Consider the following 21,093-nt stretch of genomic DNA (forward strand, 5'->3'; position numbering starts at 1 on the left):
CCTTGTTCCGCGCGCGGGGCACGCCTTGTTCCACGCGCGGGGGGATGTTTGTGAGGTCCGCGAGAGACAGGCAAGCGCCGGAACGCGCCCCCTCTCCCGCACAACGCCTGTTTCGGAATCGCCTTTGATGCCCTATATGACATGCCATTCCGACCACAGGACGCACCATGACCCAGACCTCCCCGATCACGCAGGATGTGCTGACCATCCCCCGCAAGGCCCCGGACGGCCCCGCCAACATCGTCGGGCTGACGCGCGAGGGGCTGCGCGCGGCGTTGATCGACGCCGGAACCCCCGAGAAACAGGCCAAGATGCGCGTGAACCAGATCTGGCAGTGGGTCTATCAATGGGGGGTGCGCGATTTCCACGCGATGACCAACCTCGCCAAGGCGTATCGCGCCGACCTGGCAGAGAAATTCGTGATCGAGGTGCCAGAGGTGGTCAGCCGACAGGTGAGCGCCGACGGCACGCGCAAGTACCTCGTGCGGATCGCGGGCGGGCACGAGGTCGAGGTGGTCTATATCCCCGAGACGGATCGCGGCACGCTGTGCATCTCGTCGCAGGTGGGCTGCACGCTGACCTGTTCGTTCTGCCACACCGGCACGCAAAAGCTGGTGCGTAACCTGACCGCCGGAGAGATCATCGGGCAGGTGATGCTGGCGCGCGACGATCTGGACGAATGGCCGAAACAGGGCGAGCCCGCGGGCGAGCGGCCCCGCCTCATCAGCAATATCGTGCTGATGGGCATGGGCGAGCCGCTCTACAATTTCGAGAACGTCCGCGACGCCATGAAGATCGCGATGGATGGCGAGGGGATATCGCTGTCGCGCCGCCGGATCACGCTCTCGACAAGCGGGGTGGTGCCGGAAATCGCGCGGACCGCGCAGGAAATCGGCTGCCTGCTCGCTGTCAGCTTCCACGCCACCACCGACGAGGTGCGCGACAAGCTGGTGCCGATCAACAGGAAGTGGAACATCGAGACGCTGCTGGGGGCCTTGCGCGAATATCCGCGGCTCAGCAATTCCGAGCGGATCACCTTTGAATACGTGATGCTCAAGGATGTGAACGACAGCGACGCCGACGCGCGCCGACTGGTCAAGCTGATCGCGGGCATCCCGGCCAAGATCAACCTCATCCCGTTCAACGAATGGCCCGGCGCGCCGCATCAGCGCAGCGACTGGGAGCGGATCGAGGCGTTCGCGCATATCCTCTACAAGGCGGGTTACGCGAGCCCCATCCGCACCCCGCGCGGCGAGGATATCATGGCCGCCTGCGGACAGCTCAAATCCGCCACCGAGCGCGCGCGCAAGCCGCGCCGCGAAATCGAGGCCGAGGCGGGAGCGAGCCGCCCTTGACCGGGTTCGCGCCGCTGCCGCAGCCCCTGAATGCCGAGGGCGAGGCGCGCCGCGTGGGCGTCGAGATCGAGCTGGGCGGGCTCGACGAGGCGCGCGTGGCACGGATCGTGGCCGACCGGCTGGGCGGGCGCGCCGATCAGGAGGACAGCCATATCTGGGCTGTCCGCGAGAGCGGGATCGGCGATGTCGAGGTCTATCTCGACATTTTCCTGCGCAAGGCACAGAAAAGTCGGCTGCGCGACCTGGCGCTGGACCTGGGCCGCGAGGTGGTGCCGGTCGAGATCGTTACCGAACCGCTGGACATGGACGGGCTCGCACGGCTCGACGATCTGCGCGAGACCCTGCGCGACGCCGGCGCGCAGGGCAGCGGCGCGGGGCTCGTCTTCGGCTTCGGCGTGCATTTCAACATCGAGGTGGCGAGCGGGGCCGATGCCGACACGGTGCGCCCGCTGCTGGCCTATGCGCTGATCGAGGACTGGCTGCGCAGTGCCTACCCGATCGACGAGTCGCGCCGCCTGTTACCGTTCACCGATCCCTACCCCACCGATTTCGTGCGCGCGCTGATCGAGGCGGGGCCGGAGGCGGCGCGCGATCACGTCACCGAGCTGTACCTGGAACTGACACCGAGCCGCAATCGCGGGCTCGACATGCTGCCGCTCTTCGCGCATTTCGACGGCCCCCGCGTTGCCGCCGCGATCTCGGACAAGACATCGGCGCGGCCCACCTTTCATTTCCGCCTGCCCGATTGCCGGATCGACGAGGCCGACTGGTCGCTGGCCCGCGAATGGTGGCGCTGGGTGGCGGTGGAGCGGGTCGCGCGCGACGATGCCCTGCTCAGGCGGCTGTCGGATGCCTGGCTCGATGATCACGGGCTGGTCACGCTGTCGCGTCAGCACTGGGCGGCGCGCGCCGGGCGCATCCTGCTGACGGCGGGGATCGAAACCGCATGACCCGAACCGCGCCGCGCCCCGTGATCGGGGTCACCGTCTCGCGCCGCTCGGGATGGCGCATCTACCCGCTGATCGCGCTCAACCTTTGGCTCGCGGGCGGGTGCCCGCGGCGCTGGCAGGCCGGGCGCGAGACCGAGATGGGCGCGGTCGATGGCGTCATCATCGGCGGCGGCGACGATATTTCGCCCGATCTCTACGGCGGCCGGATCGTCACCTCGGCGCGGCTCGACCCGGACCGCGACGCGCTGGAGCGGGGCGTGGTGCTCGATGCCTTCGCGCGGGGGATGCCGGTGCTCGGGATTTGCCGGGGTAGCCAGATGCTCAACATCGCCCTGGGCGGCACGCTGCACCAGGACGCCTATGCCACCTACGAGGCGAGCGACCACCGCCGCACGATCCTGCCGCGCAAGGAGGTCAACATCGTGCCCGGCACGCGACTGGCGCGGCTGGCCGGGACCGAGCCGATGAAGATCAACGCGCTGCACAGCCAGGCGGTGGACGTGCTGGGCGACGGTCTGCGCGTGGCGGCGCGGGATCGCGGCGGCATGGTGCAGGCCATCGAGCGGGTCGAGGAGCCGTTCGCGCTGGGGGTGCAGTGGCATCCCGAGCACCTGTTCTACGCCCGCCGACAGATGGGGATTTTCCGCGCGCTCGTCGCCGCCGCGCGCGCGCGGCGCGCCGAGGCGGCGCAGCTTGCCGGCGTCGACGCCGAGGCGGGGTGAGCGCGGAGAGGCTGCGCCGGGGCTGTTCACAACGGGACATTGATGACCTGCCCCCGCCGCGGAACACGGCGCAGAGAAAGGCGGGCGCGGGCTGACGCGACGTCAAACCGTGCTATCCTCTGCCCGGACCAGAGGAGACGCATGATGATCCGACTTGCCCTTGCCCTGATCCTGCTCGCCACCAGCGCCACCGCGCAAGAGCGCCGCCCCAGCCATTGCATCGCCCTCGCAGATGCCGCACCGGGCCTGCACTACCTGCACAAGGCCGGCTTCCGCGACCCGCTGCCCGATCACACGGTACGCATCCGTTACGTCAGCCACGCCTCGTTCCTGATCCAGGCGGGCGGGTTGTCGGCGGTGACGGATTACGCCGGGTTCCTCGGCAGCGCCGGGTTCACGCCCGATGTCGTGACCATGAACCACGCCCATGCCACCCATTTCACCACCGACCCCGATCCGGCGATCCCCCATGTCCTGCGCGGTTGGGGGCCCTTCGGCGAGGGGGTGGAGCATCACCTCGATCTCGGCGCGATGCTGATCCGCAACGTCTCCACCGATATTCGGCTGGGCAGCAGCGGGCGCGAGCCACGCGGCAACTCGATCTTCGTGTTCGAGGCCGAGGGGCTGTGCATCGCGCACCTGGGACACCTGCACCACGAACCGACCGACGACCAATACGCAGCCCTGGGGCGGATGGACGTGGTGATGGCGCCGGTGGATGGCGGCTACACGATGGCGCTCGGCGCGATGATGGCGGTACTGCGCCGGATGGAGGCGAGCATCGTCATCCCCATGCACTGGTTCACCGACGCCGGGCTGGCGCGGTTCCTCGCGGGGATGGAGGGTGAATTCGCCATTCACCGCCCCGGCACCAGCGAGATCGAGGTCTCGCTGCGCAGCCTGCCCGACCGGCCCACCATCGTGGTGCTTCGTCCCGCCTGGCTGCGCGCTGCTGACTGATGCCTCATTCGGGGCGCGGCAGGGCGACGAGACCCAGCGCGCGGGCGCTCGCAAGCGAGAGGATATTGCTGTCGAGCCCATGTTCCGTCTGGTAGCGGCGGACAGCTTGGCGGGTGCGCGCATCCATCCGTCCCGTCACCGGCCCGGCATGCAGCCCCCGCGCCATCAGCGCGCGTTGCAGCGACGCGATGAAATCGGGCGTCCGGTCTTGCGGGCAGGGCGTCTCGATCCAGCGCACGCGCCGTTCCTCGACGATAGACTGCCGCGTCTCGGTGGCATAGCGCGCGGGCGTGACGATACGGCCATCGGCGGCGGTGACGGCGGGGGCGGTCTGCACCTGCTCGGTCACCGTCTCGACCACGGCGGGCGAGACCTGCTTGCCCCAGCAGGTGCCGGGGGGGGCGCCGGGCGGCGCCTCGGTCAGGCCCGGCGGCGGCACGAGCGGGTGCGACACGGGCTGACAGGCAGCAAGCGCGAGGATCAGCGCGGCGGCGGGGAACGGGCGGCTGGGCATGGGCGGCGGATCGGTCCGGATCAGGGCTGTCGCGGCAAGCCTAGCCGGTTTGCCCCGGCGGGGGAAGCGGCGCGGCATTCGCGTCGGCCAGCCGATCGAGCAGGTCAGAGATATCCTCGATCTTCTCGGCCACGAGATGGATTACGCCGGCCTGCCGCTCCACCCGTCCCGTCACCCTGAGCAGCCGCCCGGCGATCACCGCGCGGCGGAACCGCTCGAACAGCTTGCGCCAGACGATGACGTTGATCACCCCGGTCTCGTCCTCGAGCGTGAGAAACACCACGCCGCGCGCCGTGCCGGGCCTCTGGCGCAGGATCACCAGCCCCGCCACCGCCACGCGGCCCCCCGCCGGCACCTCGGGCAGGCGGGCAGCGACGAGCGCCGCGGGCGGACGGGGCAGGTAGGGACTCATGAGAACAAAAATAGAACAAATACCTGTGGCCGCAACTCTTTTTCATGCGGCACGGCAAAAATGGTCTGGCCTCGGGCCGGGCGGTTGACTAGGTAGCCTGTTGAACTGCTGTCAAAGGGAGAGTCCCGCATCATGGCGAAAATCACCTATATCGAGCATAACGGCACGCGCCACGAGGTCGAGGTGGCCACCGGGCTGACGGTGATGGAAGGCGCCCGCGACAACGGCATCCCGGGCATCGAGGCCGATTGCGGCGGCGCCTGCGCCTGCTCGACCTGCCATGTCTACGTCGCCCCCGAATGGGTGGAAAAACTGCCGCCCCGCGACGACATGGAAGAGGACATGCTCGATTTCGCCTACGAGCCCGACCCCGAACGCTCGCGCCTGACCTGCCAGCTCAAGGTGAGCGACGCGCTCGACGGGCTGGTGGTGCAGATGCCCGAGCGCCAGATCTGAGGCGATGCGCGGCCTTGCCCTGATCGCCGCCCTGCTGTTTCCCGGCATGGCGGCGGCACAGGCGATCACGGCGGCCCACTACACCGACCCCACCGACCGCTACGGCCACGGGGTGTTGGGCGCGGGCGGTGAATGGGGCGCGCTGACGCTCGATCTCGACGACGGCACCACCCGCCGCCTCACCCTGCCCGAAACCCTCGTCTTCGAGGATATTGCTCCCCGCCTCGCCGATCTCGACGGCGACGGCGCGGCAGAGGTGATCGTGGTGGAATCGAGCCTGCGCGAGGGCGCGCGCCTCGCCGTATACGGCCCCGGCGGCCGCATCGCGGCGACGCCGCATATCGGCAGGCGCAACCGCTGGCTTGCCCCCATCGGGGCGGCCGATCTAGACCGCGACGGGTATGTGGAAATCGCCTATATCGACCGCCCCCACCTCGCCCAGGTGCTGCGCGTCTGGCGCTTCCGCGACGGGGCGCTCCACCACGTGGCCGATGCCTACGGCCTCACCAATCACAAGATCGGCTGGGATTTCATCCCCGGCGGCATCCGCGACTGCGGCGACGGGTCCGAGATGATCACCGCGGTCTCCGGCTGGTCGCAGGTGGCGGCCACGCGGTTTCGCGACAGCACCCTCGCAAGCGAAGCCATCCGCCCCTATCGCGGCCCCGAAGACCTCGACGCCGCCCTCGCCTGCCCCTGATCTTCACTTTTCCCCAAATACCCAAGGCCAGCCCGCGCCTCACCCCGCGTCGGTCCGCCCCCGCCGGTCCGCCCGCAGCGCGGCATAGAGCACATGGGTCCGCCAGCGCCCGTTGATCTGAAGATAGCTCTGCGCCACCCCCTCGTACTTGAAGCCGCATTTCTCCAAGAGCCCCCGCGACGCAGCGTTCTCGGGCAGGCAGGCGGCCTCGATCCGGCTCAGGTCGAGCCGCCCAAAGGCGTGATGCACCACCCCCGAGATAGCCTCGGCCATATAGCCCTGCCGTGCATGGGCCGCGCCGATCCAGTAGCCGAGATTGCCGGATTGCGCCGGGCCGCGCCGGATATTGTCGAGCGTGATCGCCCCCAACAACACCCCGTCCTCGCGCCGGAACAGGAACAGCGGCAGCGCGCTGCCCCCGGCGATCGCCCGCTGCGCCCACCACACCCGGTTGGAAAATCCCTTGCGCGACAGGTGATCGGGGGCCCATGCGGGCTCCCACGGGATCAGGAACTCGGCGCTCTCGGCGCGCAGGCTGCTCCAGTCGCGGAAATCCGCCATCACCGGCTGGCGCAGGGTCAGACGCTCGGTCTCGATCCTGGCGGGCCGGCGTGGCAAGAGGAACATCAGGCCGCGCGCCTCGCGTCGAGGGTCGCGATGTCCGGCGCACCCGCCACCGGGCCATAGAGCGCCAGCGCCGAGGGCGCGTGCGCCACGGTGGTCTCGGCCACCCGGCGCACATCGCACAGACTGACCGCGTCGATCCGCTCGACCACCTCGGCCACGTCCGGCACACGACCCCATATCTGCAACATCCGCGCCAGCCGTTCGGCCCGGTTGCCGGGGCTCTCCAGCCCCATCAGCAGCCCGGCCTTCATCTGCGCCCGCGCGCGCTCGATCTCGGACTCGCTCATGTCCTCGGCCGCGCGCTTCATCTCGTCGATGGTGATCGTTGCCAGATCGCCGACAGCATCGCCGGAGGTGCCCGCGTAGATGGTCATCATGCCGGTATCGGCATAGGCCCCGGCCTGCGCAAAGATCGTGTAGCACAGCCCGCGCCGCTCGCGCACCTCCTGGAACAGCCGCGACGACATCGACCCGCCCAGCGCGGTGGCATAGATCTGCGCCGCGTGGATATCGTCATGCGCGTAGTCCGGCCCCTCGAACGCCAGCGCCATGTGCGCCTGCTCCAGCGCCTTCTCACGCCGCACCTCGCCGCCCTGGAACCGCGCGCGCGGGGCCTCGGCCACCGGCGCGGGGGCCATGTCGCCAAACATCCCTTCTGCCAGCCGCACCAGCGCATCGTGATCCACCGCGCCTGCCGCGGCCAGCACCATCTGGCCGGGACGGTAATGGCGATCCACGAACCCCTCCAGATCGGGCCGGGCAAATCCGCGCACCCGGTCCTCGGGGCCCAGAATGGTCCGCCCCAGCGGATGATCGGGATAGGCGCGCTCCTGCAACCAGTCAAAGATGATGTCGTCGGGCGTATCGAGCGCCTGCCCGATCTCCTGCAGGATCACGCCGCGCTCCACCTCGATCTCGCGCGCGTCAAAGGCCGGGTTGCGCAGGATGTCGGCCAGCACGTCGGTGGCAAGCGGCACATCGTCCTTCAGCACCCGCGCGTAATAGGCCGTCACCTCGCGCGAGGTGTAGGCGTTGATATAGCCGCCCACGTCCTCGATCGCCTCGGCGATCTGCACCGCGCTGCGCCGCGCCGTGCCCTTGAACGCCATGTGCTCCAGGAAATGCGCGATGCCGTTCTGCGCAGCCTCCTCGTTGCGCGCACCGGCCAGCACCCAGACGCCCACAGCCGCCGATTGCAGCCCCGGCATGGCCTCCGACACGACGCGGAATCCGTTGGAGAGGGTGGTCAGGTTGACACTCAATTGGCGATCCGTTCCTTGATTAGGGTCTCTATGGCGCGCAGGTCGTTGCCGACCCGCGTCACACGTTCTGCGCGGTCATACAGGTCCGCCATACGCTCGGGCAAGGGGGCGTGAATGCCGCTCGCCTCTTCCACCGCCGCCGGAAACTTCGCCGGGTGCGCGGTGGCCAGCGTGATCATCGGCACGCCGGGGTGGCGGTGCGCCTCGGCCACGTGCACACCCACCGCCGAATGGGGGCAGAGCAACTCTCCGCTGCGCTCCCAAGTCGCGCGGATCGCGGCGCGGGTCTCGTCCTCGTCCGCACGCCCGCTCTCGAACGTCTCGCGCAGCGCCTGCAAGGCACCCTGACTGACCGCGAAACCGCCGGCCTTCAGCTCGTCCATCACCTGCGCCACCGCCGCGCCCTCCTGCCCGTAGGCATAGTAGAGCGCGCGTTCGAAATTCGAACTGACCTGAATATCCATCGACGGGCTGATCGACGGCGCAACCCCGTCAGGCCGATATTCCCCGGTGCTGAGACACCGATGCAGGATATCGTTCTGATTGGTCGCCACCACCAGCCGGTCGATGGGCAGCCCCATTTGCCTGGCGATGAACCCCGCGAAAATATCCCCGAAATTCCCCGTCGGCACGGTGAAACTCACCTTGCGGTCCGGTGCGCCGAGGCTCACCGCCGAGGTGAAATAATACACCACCTGCGCCAGCACCCGCGCCCAGTTGATGGAATTCACACCGGCCAGCCGCACCCCATCGCGAAACTCGAAATCGTTGAACATGTCCTTCACGCGCGCCTGCGCGTCGTCGAAATGCCCGTCGATGGCGAGCGCATGCACATTGCTCTCACCCGGCGTCGTCATCTGCCGCCGCTGCACCTCGGATACACGGCCATGCGGGAAGAGGATGAACACGTCCACCGCATCGAGCCCCCGAAACGCCTCGATCGCCGCCGATCCGGTATCGCCCGAAGTGGCCCCCACGATGCACACGCGCCGCCCCGAGCGCGTCAATGACGCCTCGAAAAGCTGCCCAATAAGCTGCATCGCGAAATCCTTGAACGCCAGCGTCGGACCGTGAAACAGCTCCAGCAGGAAGTGCCCGCTGTCCAACTGCTTCAAGGGCGCCCGCGCCGCGTGGCCAAACCCCGCATAGGCCCGCGCGATGATCCCGCGAAACTCGTCGTCGGTAAAGGCATCACCGATGAACGGCCGCATCACCCGGAACGCGGCCTCCTCATAGCTTACCCCCTCCAGCGCGCGGATATCGTCGGCGCTCATCTGCGGAATGCTCTCCGGCAAATACAGCCCGCCATCGCGCGCCAGCCCCGTCAGCATCGCCTCTTCAAAGCTCAAGCTGGGCGCCTGCCCCCGCGTCGAGATATACCTCATTGCCCTACCCCTTTCGCGGCGCGCCGCGCCCGCCAGATGAAAGCCCCGGTCATCGCCGCCCAGATGACGGCCAGCGAGAACCACGTGATCGCGTAACTCAGGTGATCATTCGGAATCCCGCCCGTGTCTACCGGCAGCGGCGTCACGCCCTGTTCCGGCGGCGACACATCGCGCGCCACGATCAGAACCGGCTCGGTCTCCAGCACCTCGGCCATCTGCGCGATGTCGCGGGCGAACCAGGTGTTGCCCGCCACGTCGTTCTCGGGCGTGGAACTCAGCCGGTCGTCAGGCCAGTGCAGGTTGCCGGTGACGCGCACCTCGCCAGAGGTTTGCGGAATATCCGCCGCCACCTTCACGAACCCCCGGTCCAGCAGCACCCGCCGCCCGCCCGTGTCCAGCGCCGAGATGAGCCGATAGCCCGCGCCCACCTGCTTGCGGCTCACCAGCACCCGCAGCGCGCGCGCCCCGATCCTCCCGGTCACCTCGACCGGCAGGTAGCGGTCGGCCTGCGGCTCCACCTCGTCGGGCAACGCCACCGGCGCGGCTGAAATCCGCGCCTCGATATCGGCGAGGATGCCCTCCTTCCACGCCAGCCGGTCAAGCTGCCACTTGCCCAGGCCCAGCAGCACCGCCACACCGGCGATGCCGAAGATGAGAGGAACGATCAGGGTCTTTCGCATGATCCACACTCAAAAGGAAAATGCGGGGACGGCCCCCGCATCTTCATCTTGCCAAAAATATCCGCGCTTGCCAGGCGAAACCCCGTCAGCCGCCCCAGATATAGACCGCGGCGAACAGGAACAGCCAGACCACGTCAACGAAGTGCCAGTACCACGCCGCCGCCTCGAACCCCACATGCTGCTCGGGTGTGAAATGACCCTTCAGCACCCGCAGCAGGCAGACGAACAGAAACACCGTGCCAATGACGACGTGCGCCCCGTGAAAGCCCGTCGCCATGAAGAAATTGGCCCCATAGATATTGCCCGAGAAGCCGAACCCGGCATGGCTGTATTCATAGACCTGGAAAAACGTGAACAGCGCGCCCAGAGCGATGGCGATGATCAGGCCCCATTTCACGTCCTGCCGGTTGTTCTCGTGCACCAGCGCATGGTGCGCCCAGGTCGCGGCACAGCCCGAGCACAGCAGGATCAGCGTGTTGATGAGCGGCAGGTGCCAGGGGTCGAAGGTCTCGATCCCCACCGGCGGCCAGATTCCGTCGGCATATCCCGGCGCGTCGCCACCCAGCGGATACATCGCGTGTTTGAAGAAGCTCCAGAACCACGCCGAGAAGAACATTACCTCCGACATGATGAACAGGATGAAGCCGTAGCGCAGCCCGATCCGCACAACCGGCGTGTGATCCCCGGTCTGCCCTTCGTGGACCACGTCGGCCCACCAGCCGAACATGACGTAAATCACGCCGACCAGCCCGGCGAGCAGCATCCAGGGCCCGTTGTCATGGAAAAACAGCACCGCCCCGAACAGCATGACGAACCCCGCCAGCGCGCCCAAGAGCGGCCAGATGGAGGGGGGCAGGATGTGGTAGTCGTGATTCTTGGTATGTGCCATCTCGGTCTCTTCCCTCGTCACAGGCTCAGTTCAGCGTTGTACCGTCTGTTTCCCCGGACGCAAGCGCCGCGTGGTTTTCCGGCAGGTCGATCTCGTGGAATGTATAGGACAGCGTGATCGTGTGGACATACTGCCCCTCGCGGTCGTCCACGATCTCGGGGTCCACGTAGTAAGTCACCGGCATCTGCACCCGCTCGCCGGGTTGCAGCACCTGCTCGGTGAAGCAGAAGCAGTCGATCTTGGTGAAAAACCCACCCGCCTCGTAGGGCGTCACGTTGTAGTTGGCGCGCCCTGCCACCACGCGGTCGGTGGGGTTGTAGGCCTCGTAGAAGGCCAGGCCCGTCTCGCCGATGCGAATCTCCATCTCGCGCTGCATGGGCTTGAACTCCCACGGCATGCCGCGCTCGCGGCTTGCGTCGAAACGCACCTTGATGGTCTGGTCGAGGATGTCCTCGCTCGCCACGTCCGACACGCCGGTGACCCCGCCAAAGCCGGTCACGCGGCAGAACCAGTCGTAGAACGGCACCGAGGCCCAGGCGAGCCCGCCCATCAGCACCACCACGCCCACAAGGCGGGTGACGGTCTTCGTCTTCGGATCGAGCGCCATCAGTTCCCCTCCCCTTGCTGTGTCGGCACGCTGAAATCCTCGTTCGAGACCTTGGCGATCGTCAGCCCGAAGACCAGCGCCACGAATCCCGCCAGCACCAGCCCCAGCCCGAGGTTGCGCCCGAACCGGCGCTTGTGCAGCTCGTGTTCCTCGCGAAAGCTCATGCCCACCCCCCGAAACCGAGGCCCCCGAGGCCCAGCCCCGCCAGCGCCGCCTCTGCGAGGATGGCGGTGAAATGCGCAAAGAGATACCACAGCGACAGCCGGAAGGCGCGTTTCTCCACGCGGTAATCGTCGGCCTCCGCAATGTCTTCGTCGCGCCGCCAGATCGCCACCGCGTCGCGCAGGAACAGCGCGTTGAACACCAGCGCCACGATCAGGTAGACTGGCCCGCCAATCCCGGTGAACGCCGCGCCCACGGCCATCACGGCCAGCAGCACGGTATAGACGAGGATATGCAGCCGGGTCGATTTGCGGCCATGCGTCACCGTCAGCATCGGCACGCCCGCCCCGTCGTAATCGCCCCGCATGAACAGCGCGAGCGCCCAGAAATGCGGCGGCGTCCACATGAAGATCAGCGCGAACATCAGCACCGATTCGATGCTGACCGTCCCGGTTGCCGCCGCCCAGCCGATCATCGGCGGAAACGCCCCCGCGGCGCCGCCAATGACGATGTTCTGCGGCGTCCAGCGCTTTAGCCCGACGGTGTAGATCACCACGTAGAAAAAGATGGTGAAGGCAAGGATCGCGGCGGCCAGGGCATTGGTGGCGAGCCACAGCATCACCACCGCGAACACCGCCAGCGTGATGCCGAATGCAAACGCCTCGTCGCGCGTCACCTTGCCCGCCGGGATCGGCCGCCTGCGCGTCCGCCTCATCAGCGCGTCGATATCGGATTCCCACCACATGTTGAGCGCGCCCGCAGCCCCCCCGCCCACGGCAATGAACAGGATCGCGGCCAGCGCCTCCACCGGGTGCAGCGCGACCGGCGCGGCCAGCAGCCCCACCAGCGCGGTGAACACCACCAGCACCATCACCCGCGGCTTCAACAGCGCGAAGAAATCACCAAAGCCGCCCTCTCCGGGCTGCGCGGTGCTGGCTTGGTGAAGGCTCGCGTCGCTCATATCGTGCTCATTCTCTTCGCGGCGGGGCGGCGCGCGCCCCGCTGTCCATGCATCCGGCGTGCGCGCACGCCCCGGCGCGCCCGCAGCGATGTCACTCGGTCGAGGCGACCTGCACAGCGGCACCCGGCAAGGTGGACGGGTCGCCCGCATATTCGTCGATCGCGCCTTCCAGCCACTCCTGGTACTCGGCCTCGCTCACCACCTTGACGGTGATCGGCATATAGGCATGCGCCTGCCCGCACAGCTCCGAGCACTGGCCGAAATAGATGCCTTCCTTCTCGGCGGTGAACCAGAGCTGCGCCAGCCGCCCCGGCACCGCGTCCTGCTTTACGCCGAAGGCGGGGATGGTCCAGCTATGGATCACGTCGGCGCCGGTCACTGTCATCACCACGGTCTTGCCCACCGGCAGCACCACGGCGGTATCGGTGGCCAGCAGGAATTCATCGCGGCTATAGCCCGCCTCGACCAGTTGCTCCTCGACCTCCGGCGTCAGCCGGTTGTCGCCGCCGGTGGCGGGCGCACCGATCATGTAGCTGTCAAAGCCGAACTCGTGATCGGTGTACTCATAGCCCCAGTACCACTGATAGCCGGTCACCTTGATGTTGATGTCTCCCTCGGGGATTTCCTGCTGCTTGAACAGGATCGGCAGCGAGTTGGCCCCGATGAACACGAGGATCAGGATCGGCACGATGGTCCAGGCGATCTCGACCGGCGTGTGATGGGTGAATTTCGCCGGGTTCGGATTGGCGCGCCGGTTGTAGCGCACGATCACGTAGGCCAGCAGCGCCGTGACGAGGAGCGTGATGGCGATGATGATGACGTTGATCGCCCCGTCGAGCCATTGCAGGTCGCGGGCAAGCTCGGTCGCCGCGGGCTGAAACCCGGTTTTGCCCGCTGAGGGCGCGCCGACGATCTCCTGCGCTTGCGCGGGGAGGGCGGAAAAGGCGGCCATAAAGGCCAAGAGGCTGGGGGTAAGTCGCATTGTGCACCCTGGTCGGTTAAAGCGGTTCATGTCTCTGGCCTTGCCCGGTCGGGCCGGGCGGTGGCGGAACGCCGTTGTCTTGGTAACGTCTAAAACCATATTCTGAACGTGACGACAAGAAAGACCATTGCGGCAAACGGACGCTTTTTTTGATCTGGATCAAATTGCGGCCCCGGCTTGACGCCCCATCACGCAGGACAGCACCCCATGAGTGACACCCCCTTTCGCCCCTTCGACACGCTCCTCGACCGCGAGGCGGCGCTGGCGTCGCTGCGCGCGGCCACCCGTGGCGCCGACGATGGCGAGCTGTTTCTCGAACGCCGCCGCGCCGAGGCGCTGAGCTTCGATGACGGACGGCTGCGCACCGCCTCCTACGACGCGTCCGAGGGGTTCGGCCTGCGCGCGGTGCGCGGCGAGGTGACGGGCTACGCCCATTCCTCCGAGGTGAACGAGGCCGCGCTCGCCCGCGCGGTCGAGACGGCGCGCCTCGCCGTGGGCGCGGGTGGGGCCACCCTCGCGGCAGGCCCCGCCGCCACCAATACCCGCCTCTACACCGATGCCGACCCGATCGCCGGGGCGGGCTTTCCGGTCAAGATCGACACCCTGCGCGAGATCGACGCCTTCGCCCGCGACCTCGACCCCCGCGTCGTGCAGGTCACCGCCTCGCTCGCCGCCTCGCTTCAGGAAGTGGTGATCCTGCGCCCCGACGGGCAAGAGCTGCGCGATACCCGCCCCATGACCCGGCTCAATGTCTCGGTCATCGTCGAAGGAAACGGCCGCCGCGAACAGGGCAGCGCCGGGGGCGGCGGACGGCTCGGCATGGGCGGGCTGATCGACCCGGCCGATTGGCAGGCCAAGACCCGCGAGGCCCTGCGCATCGCGCTGGTCAACCTGCGCGCCGAGGACGCCCCCGCCGGCGTGATGGACGTGGTGCTTGGCCCCGGCTGGCCCGGCATCCTACTGCACGAGGCCATCGGCCACGGGCTCGAGGGCGATTTCAACCGCAAGGGCAGTTCCGCCTTTGCCGGGCTGATGGGCCAACGCATCGCCGCCCCCGGTGTCACCGTGCTCGACGATGGCACGATCCCCGACCGGCGCGGCTCGCTCACCTTCGACGACGAGGGCACGCCCTCACGCCGCAACGTATTGATCGAGGACGGCATCCTCGTGGGCTACATGCAGGACCGCCAGAACGCGCGCCTGATGGGGGTCGAGGCCACCGGCAACGGCCGCCGCGAAAGCTATGCCCACGCCCCGATGCCGCGCATGACCAACACCTACATGCTCGGCGGCGACGCCACCCCCGGCGATCTCATCGCCGGGATGAAGGACGGCATCTATGCCGTCGGCTTCGGCGGCGGGCAGGTCGACATCACCAACGGCAAGTTCGTGTTCTCCTGCACCGAGGCGTATCGCGTCAAAAACGGCAAGGTGGGCGCGCCGGTCAAGGGCGCCACGCTGATCGGCGACGGCGCCACCGCGCTCCAGCAAATCCGGGGCCTCGGCAACGACATGGCCCTCGACCCCGGCATGGGCAGCTGCGGCAAGCAGGGGCAATGGGTGCCCGTGGGCGTGGGCCAGCCCTCGGTGCTGATCGGCGGGCTGACGGTGGGTGGATCGGCGGCGTAGGGGCACTCTTGGGTCAATGCTGCCACGGATTTAGGGCCTGCCTTCCGCCCGGGATCAGGCCTGCGCGGCTCGCAGACCCGCCCGGCCTTGCCGCTGCTCCGTCATCGGCTCAGCGTTTCCACGGACAGGATCGTTGGCAGGTGCCGCGCGATTTCGGACCAGGTTTCGCCTTCGTCGAAACTGGCAAAAACCGAACCCGTGTTGGTTCCGAAGTAGACGCCCGCATCGGCATCGGTGGCCATGGACTGACGCAGCACGGTGAAGAAACAGGCGCCTTGCGGCAATCCATCGCGCTTGGCCTCCCAGGTCGCGCCCGCATCGGTGGATTTCCAGACAGCAGCCGACGCGTCCGGCGGAAAACGACCGGCCATATCGCCGTTTAGCGGAAGCACCCAGATCGTAGCCGGATCACGAGGGTGGATCGCGATCGGAAAGCCAAAGGTGGACGGCAGCCCGTCGGTCACATCGTTCCATGTGCGCCCGCCATCCGTGCTTCGATAGGTGCCATGATGGTTTTGCTGATATAACAGGTCATCAGGCCCGCGCTGCATGTTATGCACGCAATGGCCGGTTTCACCGTTGCGTGGCGCAGCAGGATGATGGTGCTCGGCACAGACCGCATCATTGGACAGCCGGTTGCGGCGCTCCCAGCTCTTGCCGCCATCTTCGGTTGCAAACACCCCCGCCGCGGATATGCCAAGCCACATCTTGTCCCCGTTACCGGGATCGCTGAGCATCGAATGAAGAACCAGGCCCGCCGCGCCCGGGTTCCAGGTCTCGCGGGTCGGATGGTTTTCCAGTGCGGCGTTCTTCTCCCATGTCCGGCCCCCATCCGCACTGAACAGAAGCGATGCAGGATTTGTCCCGGCATAAAGACCGCCGTGTGCCCTGTGCAGCGACCAGACGGCCTTGAGGTTCTCGAAGGGGACATCGGTGGGCGTCCAGTTCATGAATGCTGCCATGTCCGGGTCGGCGGCCGCCCATTCATCAAGCTGACCGTTTGAAAGCTTGCACAGCTCCCATGTCTCGCCGTCCTCGGACCGCCAGACCCCCGCTCCGGGCCACTCCCCGCCACCGCCGGCCCATAATGTTCCGCTCACCGGATCGCCGATTACGTGATTGATGCACCAACCGTCGCAATGGGGGCCCGAGACGGACCAGTCATGGGCCCCGGGGCCCAGGACAAAGGTGCCTTTCGTCGTGCCCAAGAGAACGCGTGAATTTGCCGTCATCGTTATCCTCAATATGCCGCCATCGTTATCCTCCAGCCGTGAGAATACCATGGCAATCCGCCCGTGTCGCATCGGCGGTGACATCCCGGCGGGTTTCGGCACATGTCCGCTCCGGGAGAAATTCGTCCCGCACATCGGGCGCACGAAACCGCCCTTGTCGCCCAAGGCACAGGTCCCGGCCCCACCCGTCTTCATCTTGCCAAAAATATCCAGATCCCGCCCGATCCGCCCCCGTGCAACCCTTGCCACCCCGTGCCCGCCCCGCGCGCCGTGGTCACGACCGCGCCCCCCGGGCATGGCCCCGATCCCGCCACCGCCGCGATACCGACAGGATACCGACGCGATACCGACACCGCACAGAACGCTGGAAACGATATAATTAACATTAAATATCATATGCTTAGATGAAATCAGCGAAAAATCGGCGACTCGCGCCATTTCGGTTTACCGCCCATTAACCCTGCCCGCGCTATCCCTGTCATTGCAAGTTGGCGAGGTCGCGGATGCCCGACACAAATCATCCTTCCACTCACCCCCCACTCCCACCCACCACGGAAGATGACCGGGTGTCGTGGCTTCGCCTCTTGCGCTCCCGCCGGGTCGGACCGAATACCTTTCACCGGCTGATGGCCGAACACGGCTCTGCCGCTGCCGCGCTCGACGCCCTGCCCGGGGTCGCCCGCGCCGCCGGCGTGGCCGATTACCGCGCGTGCCCTGCCGGCGTGGCCGAGGCCGAATTGCGCGCGGGCCATGCCGCGGGCGCACGGCTTCTCACCTTCGCCGATCCCGCCTACCCCGTGGCGCTGCGCGACCTGCCGGACGCCCCGCCGCTCCTGTGGGTGATCGGCGATCCGGCGATCCTCTCCCGCCCCATGATCGCCATCGTGGGCGCCCGCAACGCCTCCTCGCTCGGCCAGCGCATGGCGCGCGCGCTCGCCGCCGATCTCGCGGCGCAGGGCTATCCGATCGTCTCGGGCCTCGCCCGCGGCATCGACACCGCGGCGCATCGCGCCAGCCTCGATGACGGCACGGTCGCCGCGATGGCCGGGGGGGTCGACGTGATCTACCCCGCCGAAAACGCCGAACTTGCCGCGCGCATCGCCGAGAGCGGCCTGCGCCTGTCGGAGCAGCCCCCCGGCCTCGCCCCGCAGGCCCGCCACTTCCCGGTGCGCAACCGCCTCATCAGCGGGCTGGCGCGCGCCGTCGTGGTGGTCGAGGCCGCGGCCAAGTCCGGCTCGCTCATCACCGCGCGCACCGCGCTCGACCAGGGGCGCGAGGTCATGGCCGTGCCCGGCCACCCGATCGACGCCCGCGCCGCAGGCTGCAACATGCTGATCCGCGACGGCGCCACCCTGGTGCGCAACGCCGCCGACGTGATCGAGGCACTACCCCGATCGCCCGAGGCAACGCAGGCCGAAATGCCGCTCGCCCCTGCGCCGACCCAGGCACCAGAACGCTCGCCGCCGCCTTCGCGCCGCACATTGCGCGACACCGCCGCGCTGCACCGCCAGATCCTGTCACGCCTCGGGCCCTCGCCGCTGGCCGAGGATCAGCTCATCCGCGATCTCGCCAGCCCCGCGCAGACCGTCGCCCCGGCCCTCGTCGCGCTCGAGCTTGACGGACGCATCACCCGCCACCCCGGCGGCCTCGTCTCGCTCGCCGTCTGACCGCATGCCACCTGGGGTCCTAGCGCCGTTCTCTGACCCTGCGTTGACAAATCCCCTTGCCAGCCCACATGGTGCGCCGCCATAAGCGGCCCCCAGAGCCGGAAGGAGTGCCCATGCCCGTCGTCGTCGTCGAATCGCCTGCAAAAGCCAAGACGATCAACAAGTATCTCGGCGACGGCTACACGGTTCTCGCAAGCTATGGCCATGTCCGCGACCTGCCGCCCAAGGACGGTTCGGTCGACCCCGAGAACGGATTCGACATGACATGGGAGGTGGGCGCCGACGCACGCAAGCACGTCAAGGCCATCGCCGACGCGCTCAAGGACGATAACGCGCTCATCCTCGCGACCGACCCCGACCGCGAGGGCGAGGCGATCAGCTGGCACCTCGAGGAAACCCTGCGCAAGCGCAAGGCGATCCGCAAGGACACGCCGGTCAGCCGGGTTGTCTTTAACGCCATCACCAAATCCGCCGTGACCGAGGCGATGCAGAACCCGCGGGACATCGACGCGCCGCTGGTCGAGGCCTATCTCGCGCGCCGCGCGCTCGACTATCTCGTCGGCTTCAACCTTAGCCCCGTGCTCTGGCGCAAGCTGCCCGGGGCGCGCTCGGCGGGGCGCGTGCAATCGGTCTGCCTGCGCCTCATCGTCGAGCGCGAGCAGGAGATAGAGGCGTTCAGGCCCCGCGAATACTGGTCCGTCAAGGCCCGCCTCACCACGCCGCGCGGGCAGGATTTCGAGGCCCGCCTCGTCACCCTCGCGGGCGACAAGCTCGACAAGTACAGCCTGGAAAACGCCACGCAGGCCGACATGGCAGTGCAGGCGGTGGCGGCGCGTGCCCTCACCGTCACCGGCGTCGAGGCGAAACCGGCGACGCGCAACCCCTCGGCCCCGTTCATGACCTCGACCCTGCAACAGGAGGCGAGCCGCAAGTTCGGCATGGGCGCGCGGCAATGCATGTCCGCTGCGCAACGGCTCTACGAGGCCGGGCTCATCACCTACATGCGAACCGACGGGATCGACATGGCCCCCGAGGCGGTGATGGCCGCGCGCGACGCGATCAAGGACCGATACGGCGCGGACTATCTCCCGAAATCACCGCGCATGTACAAGAACAAGGCCAAGAACGCCCAAGAGGCGCATGAATGTATCCGCCCCACCGACATGACGCGCGACGCTGGCAAGCTACGCATCTCCGACGCCGATCAGCGCAAGCTCTACGATCTGATCTGGAAACGCACGCTCGCCTGCCAGATGGCCGCCGCCCGGCTGGAGCGCACCACGGTCGAGATCGGCAGCGAGGACGGCCAGGTCGGGCTGCGCGCCACCGGGCAGGTGATGCTCTTCGACGGCTTCCTCAAGATCTACGAGGAGGGGCGCGACGACGTGGCCACCGACGACGACGACCGCCGCCTGCCGCAGATCGCGCAGGGTGACAAGGCCAGCTTCGCCAAATCCTCGCTGCGCACGGAATTCGCCAAGGCGCAAGAGGCCAAGGACACCCCCGCCGCCATGCTCTCGGAGAACGAGGCGGTGCTGGGCCTGCAACACTTCACCCAGCCTCCGCCCCGCTACACGGAGGCGACGCTGGTCAAGAAGATGGAAGAATTGGGCATCGGCCGCCCCTCGACCTATGCCAGCGTGCTCGGCACCATCGAAGAGCGCGAATACGTCCGCAAGGAACAGGGCCGCCTCATCCCCGAGGACAAGGGCCGCATCGTCACCACCTTCCTGATCAACTTCTTCCGCAAATACGTGGGCTACGAGTTCACCGCCAATCTCGAAGAGGATCTCGACCGGGTGAGCGCGGGCGAGGCCGATTACAAGGAGGTGCTGTCGCGCTTCTGGCGCGATTTCTCGGCGGCCATCTCCGAGACCTCCGAGCTCAGGATCAAGGAAGTGCTCGACGTGCTCGACGACGCGCTCGCTCCCACGCTCTACCCGCCCCGCGAGGACGGCGGCGACCCGCGCCAATGCCCGCTCTGCGGCACCGGACGGCTGCACCTCAAGACCTCGCGCTCGGGCGGCTTCGTGGGCTGCGGCAATTACCCTGAATGCCGCTACACCCGCCCCATCGGCGGCGACGCGGCCGAAAACGGCGACCGCATCCTGGGCGAGGACGAACACGGCAACGAGATTTCCCTGCGTTCGGGCCGCTTCGGTCCCTACGTGCAGCGCGGCGAGGCCACCGAGGACAACAAGAAGCCCGACCGCGCCAGCCTGCCCAAGGGCTGGAAGGCAGAGGAGATGACGCTGGAAAAGGCGCTCACCCTGCTGAGCCTGCCGCGCGAGGTGGGTGAGCATCCCGAGGGCGGCACGATCAAGTCGAATTTCGGTCGCTACGGCCCTTACATCATGCACCAGGGCCCCGATGACGCCAAACCGGTCTACGCCAATCTCAAGGACCCCAATGACGTGTTCGAGATCGGCATGAACCGTGCGGTGGAACTGCTCGCCGCCAAGCGCGCCAATCCCGGCGGGCGCGGGCGCGCGGCGGCCAAGGCCCTGCGCGATCTGGGCGAACATCCGGGCGAGGGCGGGCCGGTGCAGGTCTTCGAGGGACGCTACGGCCCTTACGTGAAATGGGGCAAGATCAACGCCACCCTGCCCAAGGACACGAGCCCCGAGGACATCACCCTCGAGGCGGCGACCGATCTCATCGCGGCCAAGGCGGCCAAGTCTGGCGGCAAGAAGAAGGCCGCGCCCAAAAAGACCGCCGCCAAGAAGACCGCGGCCAAGAGCACGACCGGCAAGGCGGCCTCAAAGACCACCGCGCGCAAGAAGGTGGGCTGAGGCAGGGGCAGTCGAAATCTTCAAAGAGACCTCAGCGAAACGCCTCGTTTGAGCGGTGAGGTGGGATTTGTTTCCCCCGGGATGGTTTTGGGCCGGTTGTTAGGCTTCGGTGGTGGCCTTGACTGGCAGGTGAGATTGGTGAGGGAGCC

The 21,093-nt window shown here is 67.6% G+C and carries 21 protein-coding genes; 9 read left to right on the top strand and 12 right to left on the bottom strand.

Annotated features, from left to right (window positions below):
• The first annotated feature begins 167 nt into the window (after window positions 1-167).
• The 4 genes from rlmN (at window position 168) to C6W92_RS14635 (ending at window position 3,987) form a co-directional block, all read left to right on the top strand.
• Window positions 168-1,355, top strand: coding sequence for a 23S rRNA (adenine(2503)-C(2))-methyltransferase RlmN (gene rlmN, locus C6W92_RS14620; RefSeq protein ID WP_129434454.1), 1,188 nt, complete (start codon window positions 168-170; stop codon window positions 1,353-1,355).
• Window positions 1,352-2,305, top strand: coding sequence for an amidoligase family protein (locus C6W92_RS14625; protein ID WP_129434456.1), 954 nt, complete (start codon window positions 1,352-1,354; stop codon window positions 2,303-2,305). Before rlmN ends, C6W92_RS14625 begins: the two co-directional genes overlap by 4 nt.
• Window positions 2,302-3,027 carry a gamma-glutamyl-gamma-aminobutyrate hydrolase family protein gene (locus tag C6W92_RS14630; RefSeq protein ID WP_129434458.1) on the top strand — a complete coding sequence of 242 codons (726 nt, stop codon included), beginning with the start codon at window positions 2,302-2,304 and terminating at the stop codon, window positions 3,025-3,027. Before C6W92_RS14625 ends, C6W92_RS14630 begins: the two co-directional genes overlap by 4 nt.
• A gap of 144 nt (window positions 3,028-3,171) precedes the next feature.
• The gene (locus C6W92_RS14635) at window positions 3,172-3,987 is read left to right on the top strand and encodes an MBL fold metallo-hydrolase (RefSeq protein ID WP_129434460.1); all 816 of its coding nucleotides are present in this window, start codon (window positions 3,172-3,174) and stop codon (window positions 3,985-3,987) included.
• A gap of 4 nt (window positions 3,988-3,991) precedes the next feature.
• Here C6W92_RS14635 and C6W92_RS14640 read toward each other — a convergent pair whose 3' ends face one another.
• Both C6W92_RS14640 and C6W92_RS14645 read right to left on the bottom strand, forming a co-directional pair.
• On the bottom strand, window positions 3,992-4,501 hold the full coding sequence (locus C6W92_RS14640) for a peptidoglycan-binding domain-containing protein (RefSeq protein ID WP_129434462.1): 510 nt from the start codon (window positions 4,499-4,501) through the stop codon (window positions 3,992-3,994).
• Window positions 4,502-4,541: 40 nt separating this feature from the next.
• Entirely contained in the window at window positions 4,542-4,913 is a 372-nt protein-coding gene (locus tag C6W92_RS14645) for an OB-fold nucleic acid binding domain-containing protein (protein WP_129434464.1), read from the bottom strand.
• Window positions 4,914-5,045: 132 nt separating this feature from the next.
• Between C6W92_RS14645 and C6W92_RS14650 the strand changes: the two genes are divergently transcribed.
• Both C6W92_RS14650 and C6W92_RS14655 read left to right on the top strand, forming a co-directional pair.
• Window positions 5,046-5,369, top strand: a complete 324-nt coding sequence (locus C6W92_RS14650) for a 2Fe-2S iron-sulfur cluster-binding protein (protein WP_104019223.1) — start codon at window positions 5,046-5,048, stop codon at window positions 5,367-5,369.
• A gap of 4 nt (window positions 5,370-5,373) precedes the next feature.
• Window positions 5,374-6,069: a VCBS repeat-containing protein gene (locus tag C6W92_RS14655; protein ID WP_129434466.1), complete on the top strand. Its 696-nt coding sequence runs from the start codon at window positions 5,374-5,376 to the stop codon at window positions 6,067-6,069.
• Window positions 6,070-6,108: 39 nt separating this feature from the next.
• Here the strand turns inward: C6W92_RS14655 and C6W92_RS14660 are convergent, their stop codons facing one another.
• The 9 genes from C6W92_RS14660 to coxB all read right to left on the bottom strand — a co-directional run bounded on the left by C6W92_RS14660 (window position 6,109) and on the right by coxB (window position 13,624).
• Entirely contained in the window at window positions 6,109-6,696 is a 588-nt protein-coding gene (locus C6W92_RS14660; protein ID WP_129434468.1) for a GNAT family protein, read from the bottom strand.
• Complete coding sequence (locus tag C6W92_RS14665; RefSeq protein WP_129434470.1) at window positions 6,696-7,958, bottom strand: pitrilysin family protein; 1,263 nt, start codon at window positions 7,956-7,958, stop codon at window positions 6,696-6,698. The genes C6W92_RS14660 and C6W92_RS14665 overlap by 1 nt, the downstream gene beginning before the upstream one ends.
• Window positions 7,955-9,343: a threonine synthase gene (thrC, locus tag C6W92_RS14670; RefSeq protein ID WP_129434472.1), complete on the bottom strand. Its 1,389-nt coding sequence runs from the start codon at window positions 9,341-9,343 to the stop codon at window positions 7,955-7,957. Before thrC ends, C6W92_RS14665 begins: the two co-directional genes overlap by 4 nt.
• Complete coding sequence (locus C6W92_RS14675; RefSeq protein WP_129434474.1) at window positions 9,340-10,023, bottom strand: SURF1 family protein; 684 nt, start codon at window positions 10,021-10,023, stop codon at window positions 9,340-9,342. The genes thrC and C6W92_RS14675 overlap by 4 nt, the downstream gene beginning before the upstream one ends.
• 85 nt (window positions 10,024-10,108) lie before the next feature.
• On the bottom strand, window positions 10,109-10,912 hold the full coding sequence (locus tag C6W92_RS14680; RefSeq protein ID WP_129434476.1) for a cytochrome c oxidase subunit 3: 804 nt from the start codon (window positions 10,910-10,912) through the stop codon (window positions 10,109-10,111).
• 25 nt (window positions 10,913-10,937) lie between these two features.
• On the bottom strand, window positions 10,938-11,519 hold the full coding sequence (locus tag C6W92_RS14685; protein ID WP_104019228.1) for a cytochrome c oxidase assembly protein: 582 nt from the start codon (window positions 11,517-11,519) through the stop codon (window positions 10,938-10,940).
• Window positions 11,519-11,683, bottom strand: coding sequence for a hypothetical protein (locus tag C6W92_RS17740; protein WP_164989249.1), 165 nt, complete (start codon window positions 11,681-11,683; stop codon window positions 11,519-11,521). The genes C6W92_RS14685 and C6W92_RS17740 overlap by 1 nt, the downstream gene beginning before the upstream one ends.
• Entirely contained in the window at window positions 11,680-12,642 is a 963-nt protein-coding gene (gene cyoE, locus C6W92_RS14690; RefSeq protein WP_129434478.1) for a heme o synthase, read from the bottom strand. The genes C6W92_RS17740 and cyoE overlap by 4 nt, the downstream gene beginning before the upstream one ends.
• 91 nt (window positions 12,643-12,733) lie before the next feature.
• Window positions 12,734-13,624 (bottom strand): cytochrome c oxidase subunit II, encoded by an 891-nt coding sequence (coxB, locus tag C6W92_RS14695; RefSeq protein ID WP_129434480.1) that lies wholly within the window; start codon window positions 13,622-13,624, stop codon window positions 12,734-12,736.
• A gap of 207 nt (window positions 13,625-13,831) precedes the next feature.
• Between coxB and tldD the strand changes: the two genes are divergently transcribed.
• The gene (tldD, locus tag C6W92_RS14700) at window positions 13,832-15,253 is read left to right on the top strand and encodes a metalloprotease TldD (RefSeq protein ID WP_129434482.1); all 1,422 of its coding nucleotides are present in this window, start codon (window positions 13,832-13,834) and stop codon (window positions 15,251-15,253) included.
• A 101-nt stretch (window positions 15,254-15,354) separates the two neighbouring features.
• On the opposite strand, the gene C6W92_RS14705 is transcribed toward tldD, so the two are convergent.
• The gene (locus C6W92_RS14705) at window positions 15,355-16,485 is read right to left on the bottom strand and encodes a sialidase family protein (RefSeq protein WP_129434484.1); all 1,131 of its coding nucleotides are present in this window, start codon (window positions 16,483-16,485) and stop codon (window positions 15,355-15,357) included.
• A 503-nt stretch (window positions 16,486-16,988) separates the two neighbouring features.
• Between C6W92_RS14705 and dprA the strand changes: the two genes are divergently transcribed.
• Both dprA and topA read left to right on the top strand, forming a co-directional pair.
• On the top strand, window positions 16,989-18,152 hold the full coding sequence (gene dprA, locus C6W92_RS14710; protein ID WP_129434486.1) for a DNA-processing protein DprA: 1,164 nt from the start codon (window positions 16,989-16,991) through the stop codon (window positions 18,150-18,152).
• Window positions 18,153-18,265: 113 nt separating this feature from the next.
• A complete protein-coding gene (gene topA / locus C6W92_RS14715; RefSeq protein WP_129434488.1) occupies window positions 18,266-20,944 on the top strand; it encodes a type I DNA topoisomerase in 2,679 nt (892 codons plus the stop codon).
• The last annotated feature ends 149 nt before the right edge of the window (window positions 20,945-21,093 follow it).

The sequence above is a fragment of the Roseovarius sp. A46 genome, assembly GCF_004126395.1.
GTDB lineage: Bacteria > Pseudomonadota > Alphaproteobacteria > Rhodobacterales > Rhodobacteraceae > Roseovarius > Roseovarius nitratireducens.

Bases quoted from the DNA above. Each gene is read 5' to 3' on its own strand.
- dprA (WP_129434486.1), top strand. From the start codon at position 16,989: ATGCCCGACACAAATCATCCTTCCACTCACCCCCCACTCCCACCCACC.
- C6W92_RS14680 (WP_129434476.1), bottom strand. From the start codon at position 10,912: ATGGCACATACCAAGAATCACGACTACCACATCCTGCCCCCCTCCATC.
- C6W92_RS14630 (WP_129434458.1), top strand. From the start codon at position 2,302: ATGACCCGAACCGCGCCGCGCCCCGTGATCGGGGTCACCGTCTCGCGC.
- topA (WP_129434488.1), top strand. From the start codon at position 18,266: ATGCCCGTCGTCGTCGTCGAATCGCCTGCAAAAGCCAAGACGATCAAC.
- C6W92_RS14640 (WP_129434462.1), bottom strand. From the start codon at position 4,501: ATGCCCAGCCGCCCGTTCCCCGCCGCCGCGCTGATCCTCGCGCTTGCT.
- C6W92_RS14655 (WP_129434466.1), top strand. From the start codon at position 5,374: ATGCGCGGCCTTGCCCTGATCGCCGCCCTGCTGTTTCCCGGCATGGCG.
- C6W92_RS17740 (WP_164989249.1), bottom strand. From the start codon at position 11,683: ATGAGCTTTCGCGAGGAACACGAGCTGCACAAGCGCCGGTTCGGGCGC.
- tldD (WP_129434482.1), top strand. From the start codon at position 13,832: ATGAGTGACACCCCCTTTCGCCCCTTCGACACGCTCCTCGACCGCGAG.
- C6W92_RS14645 (WP_129434464.1), bottom strand. From the start codon at position 4,913: ATGAGTCCCTACCTGCCCCGTCCGCCCGCGGCGCTCGTCGCTGCCCGC.
- C6W92_RS14650 (WP_104019223.1), top strand. From the start codon at position 5,046: ATGGCGAAAATCACCTATATCGAGCATAACGGCACGCGCCACGAGGTC.
- C6W92_RS14660 (WP_129434468.1), bottom strand. From the start codon at position 6,696: ATGTTCCTCTTGCCACGCCGGCCCGCCAGGATCGAGACCGAGCGTCTG.
- C6W92_RS14635 (WP_129434460.1), top strand. From the start codon at position 3,172: ATGATCCGACTTGCCCTTGCCCTGATCCTGCTCGCCACCAGCGCCACC.
- cyoE (WP_129434478.1), bottom strand. From the start codon at position 12,642: ATGAGCGACGCGAGCCTTCACCAAGCCAGCACCGCGCAGCCCGGAGAG.
- C6W92_RS14685 (WP_104019228.1), bottom strand. From the start codon at position 11,519: ATGGCGCTCGATCCGAAGACGAAGACCGTCACCCGCCTTGTGGGCGTG.
- rlmN (WP_129434454.1), top strand. From the start codon at position 168: ATGACCCAGACCTCCCCGATCACGCAGGATGTGCTGACCATCCCCCGC.
- C6W92_RS14705 (WP_129434484.1), bottom strand. From the start codon at position 16,485: ATGACGGCAAATTCACGCGTTCTCTTGGGCACGACGAAAGGCACCTTT.
- C6W92_RS14675 (WP_129434474.1), bottom strand. From the start codon at position 10,023: ATGCGAAAGACCCTGATCGTTCCTCTCATCTTCGGCATCGCCGGTGTG.
- thrC (WP_129434472.1), bottom strand. From the start codon at position 9,343: ATGAGGTATATCTCGACGCGGGGGCAGGCGCCCAGCTTGAGCTTTGAA.
- coxB (WP_129434480.1), bottom strand. From the start codon at position 13,624: ATGCGACTTACCCCCAGCCTCTTGGCCTTTATGGCCGCCTTTTCCGCC.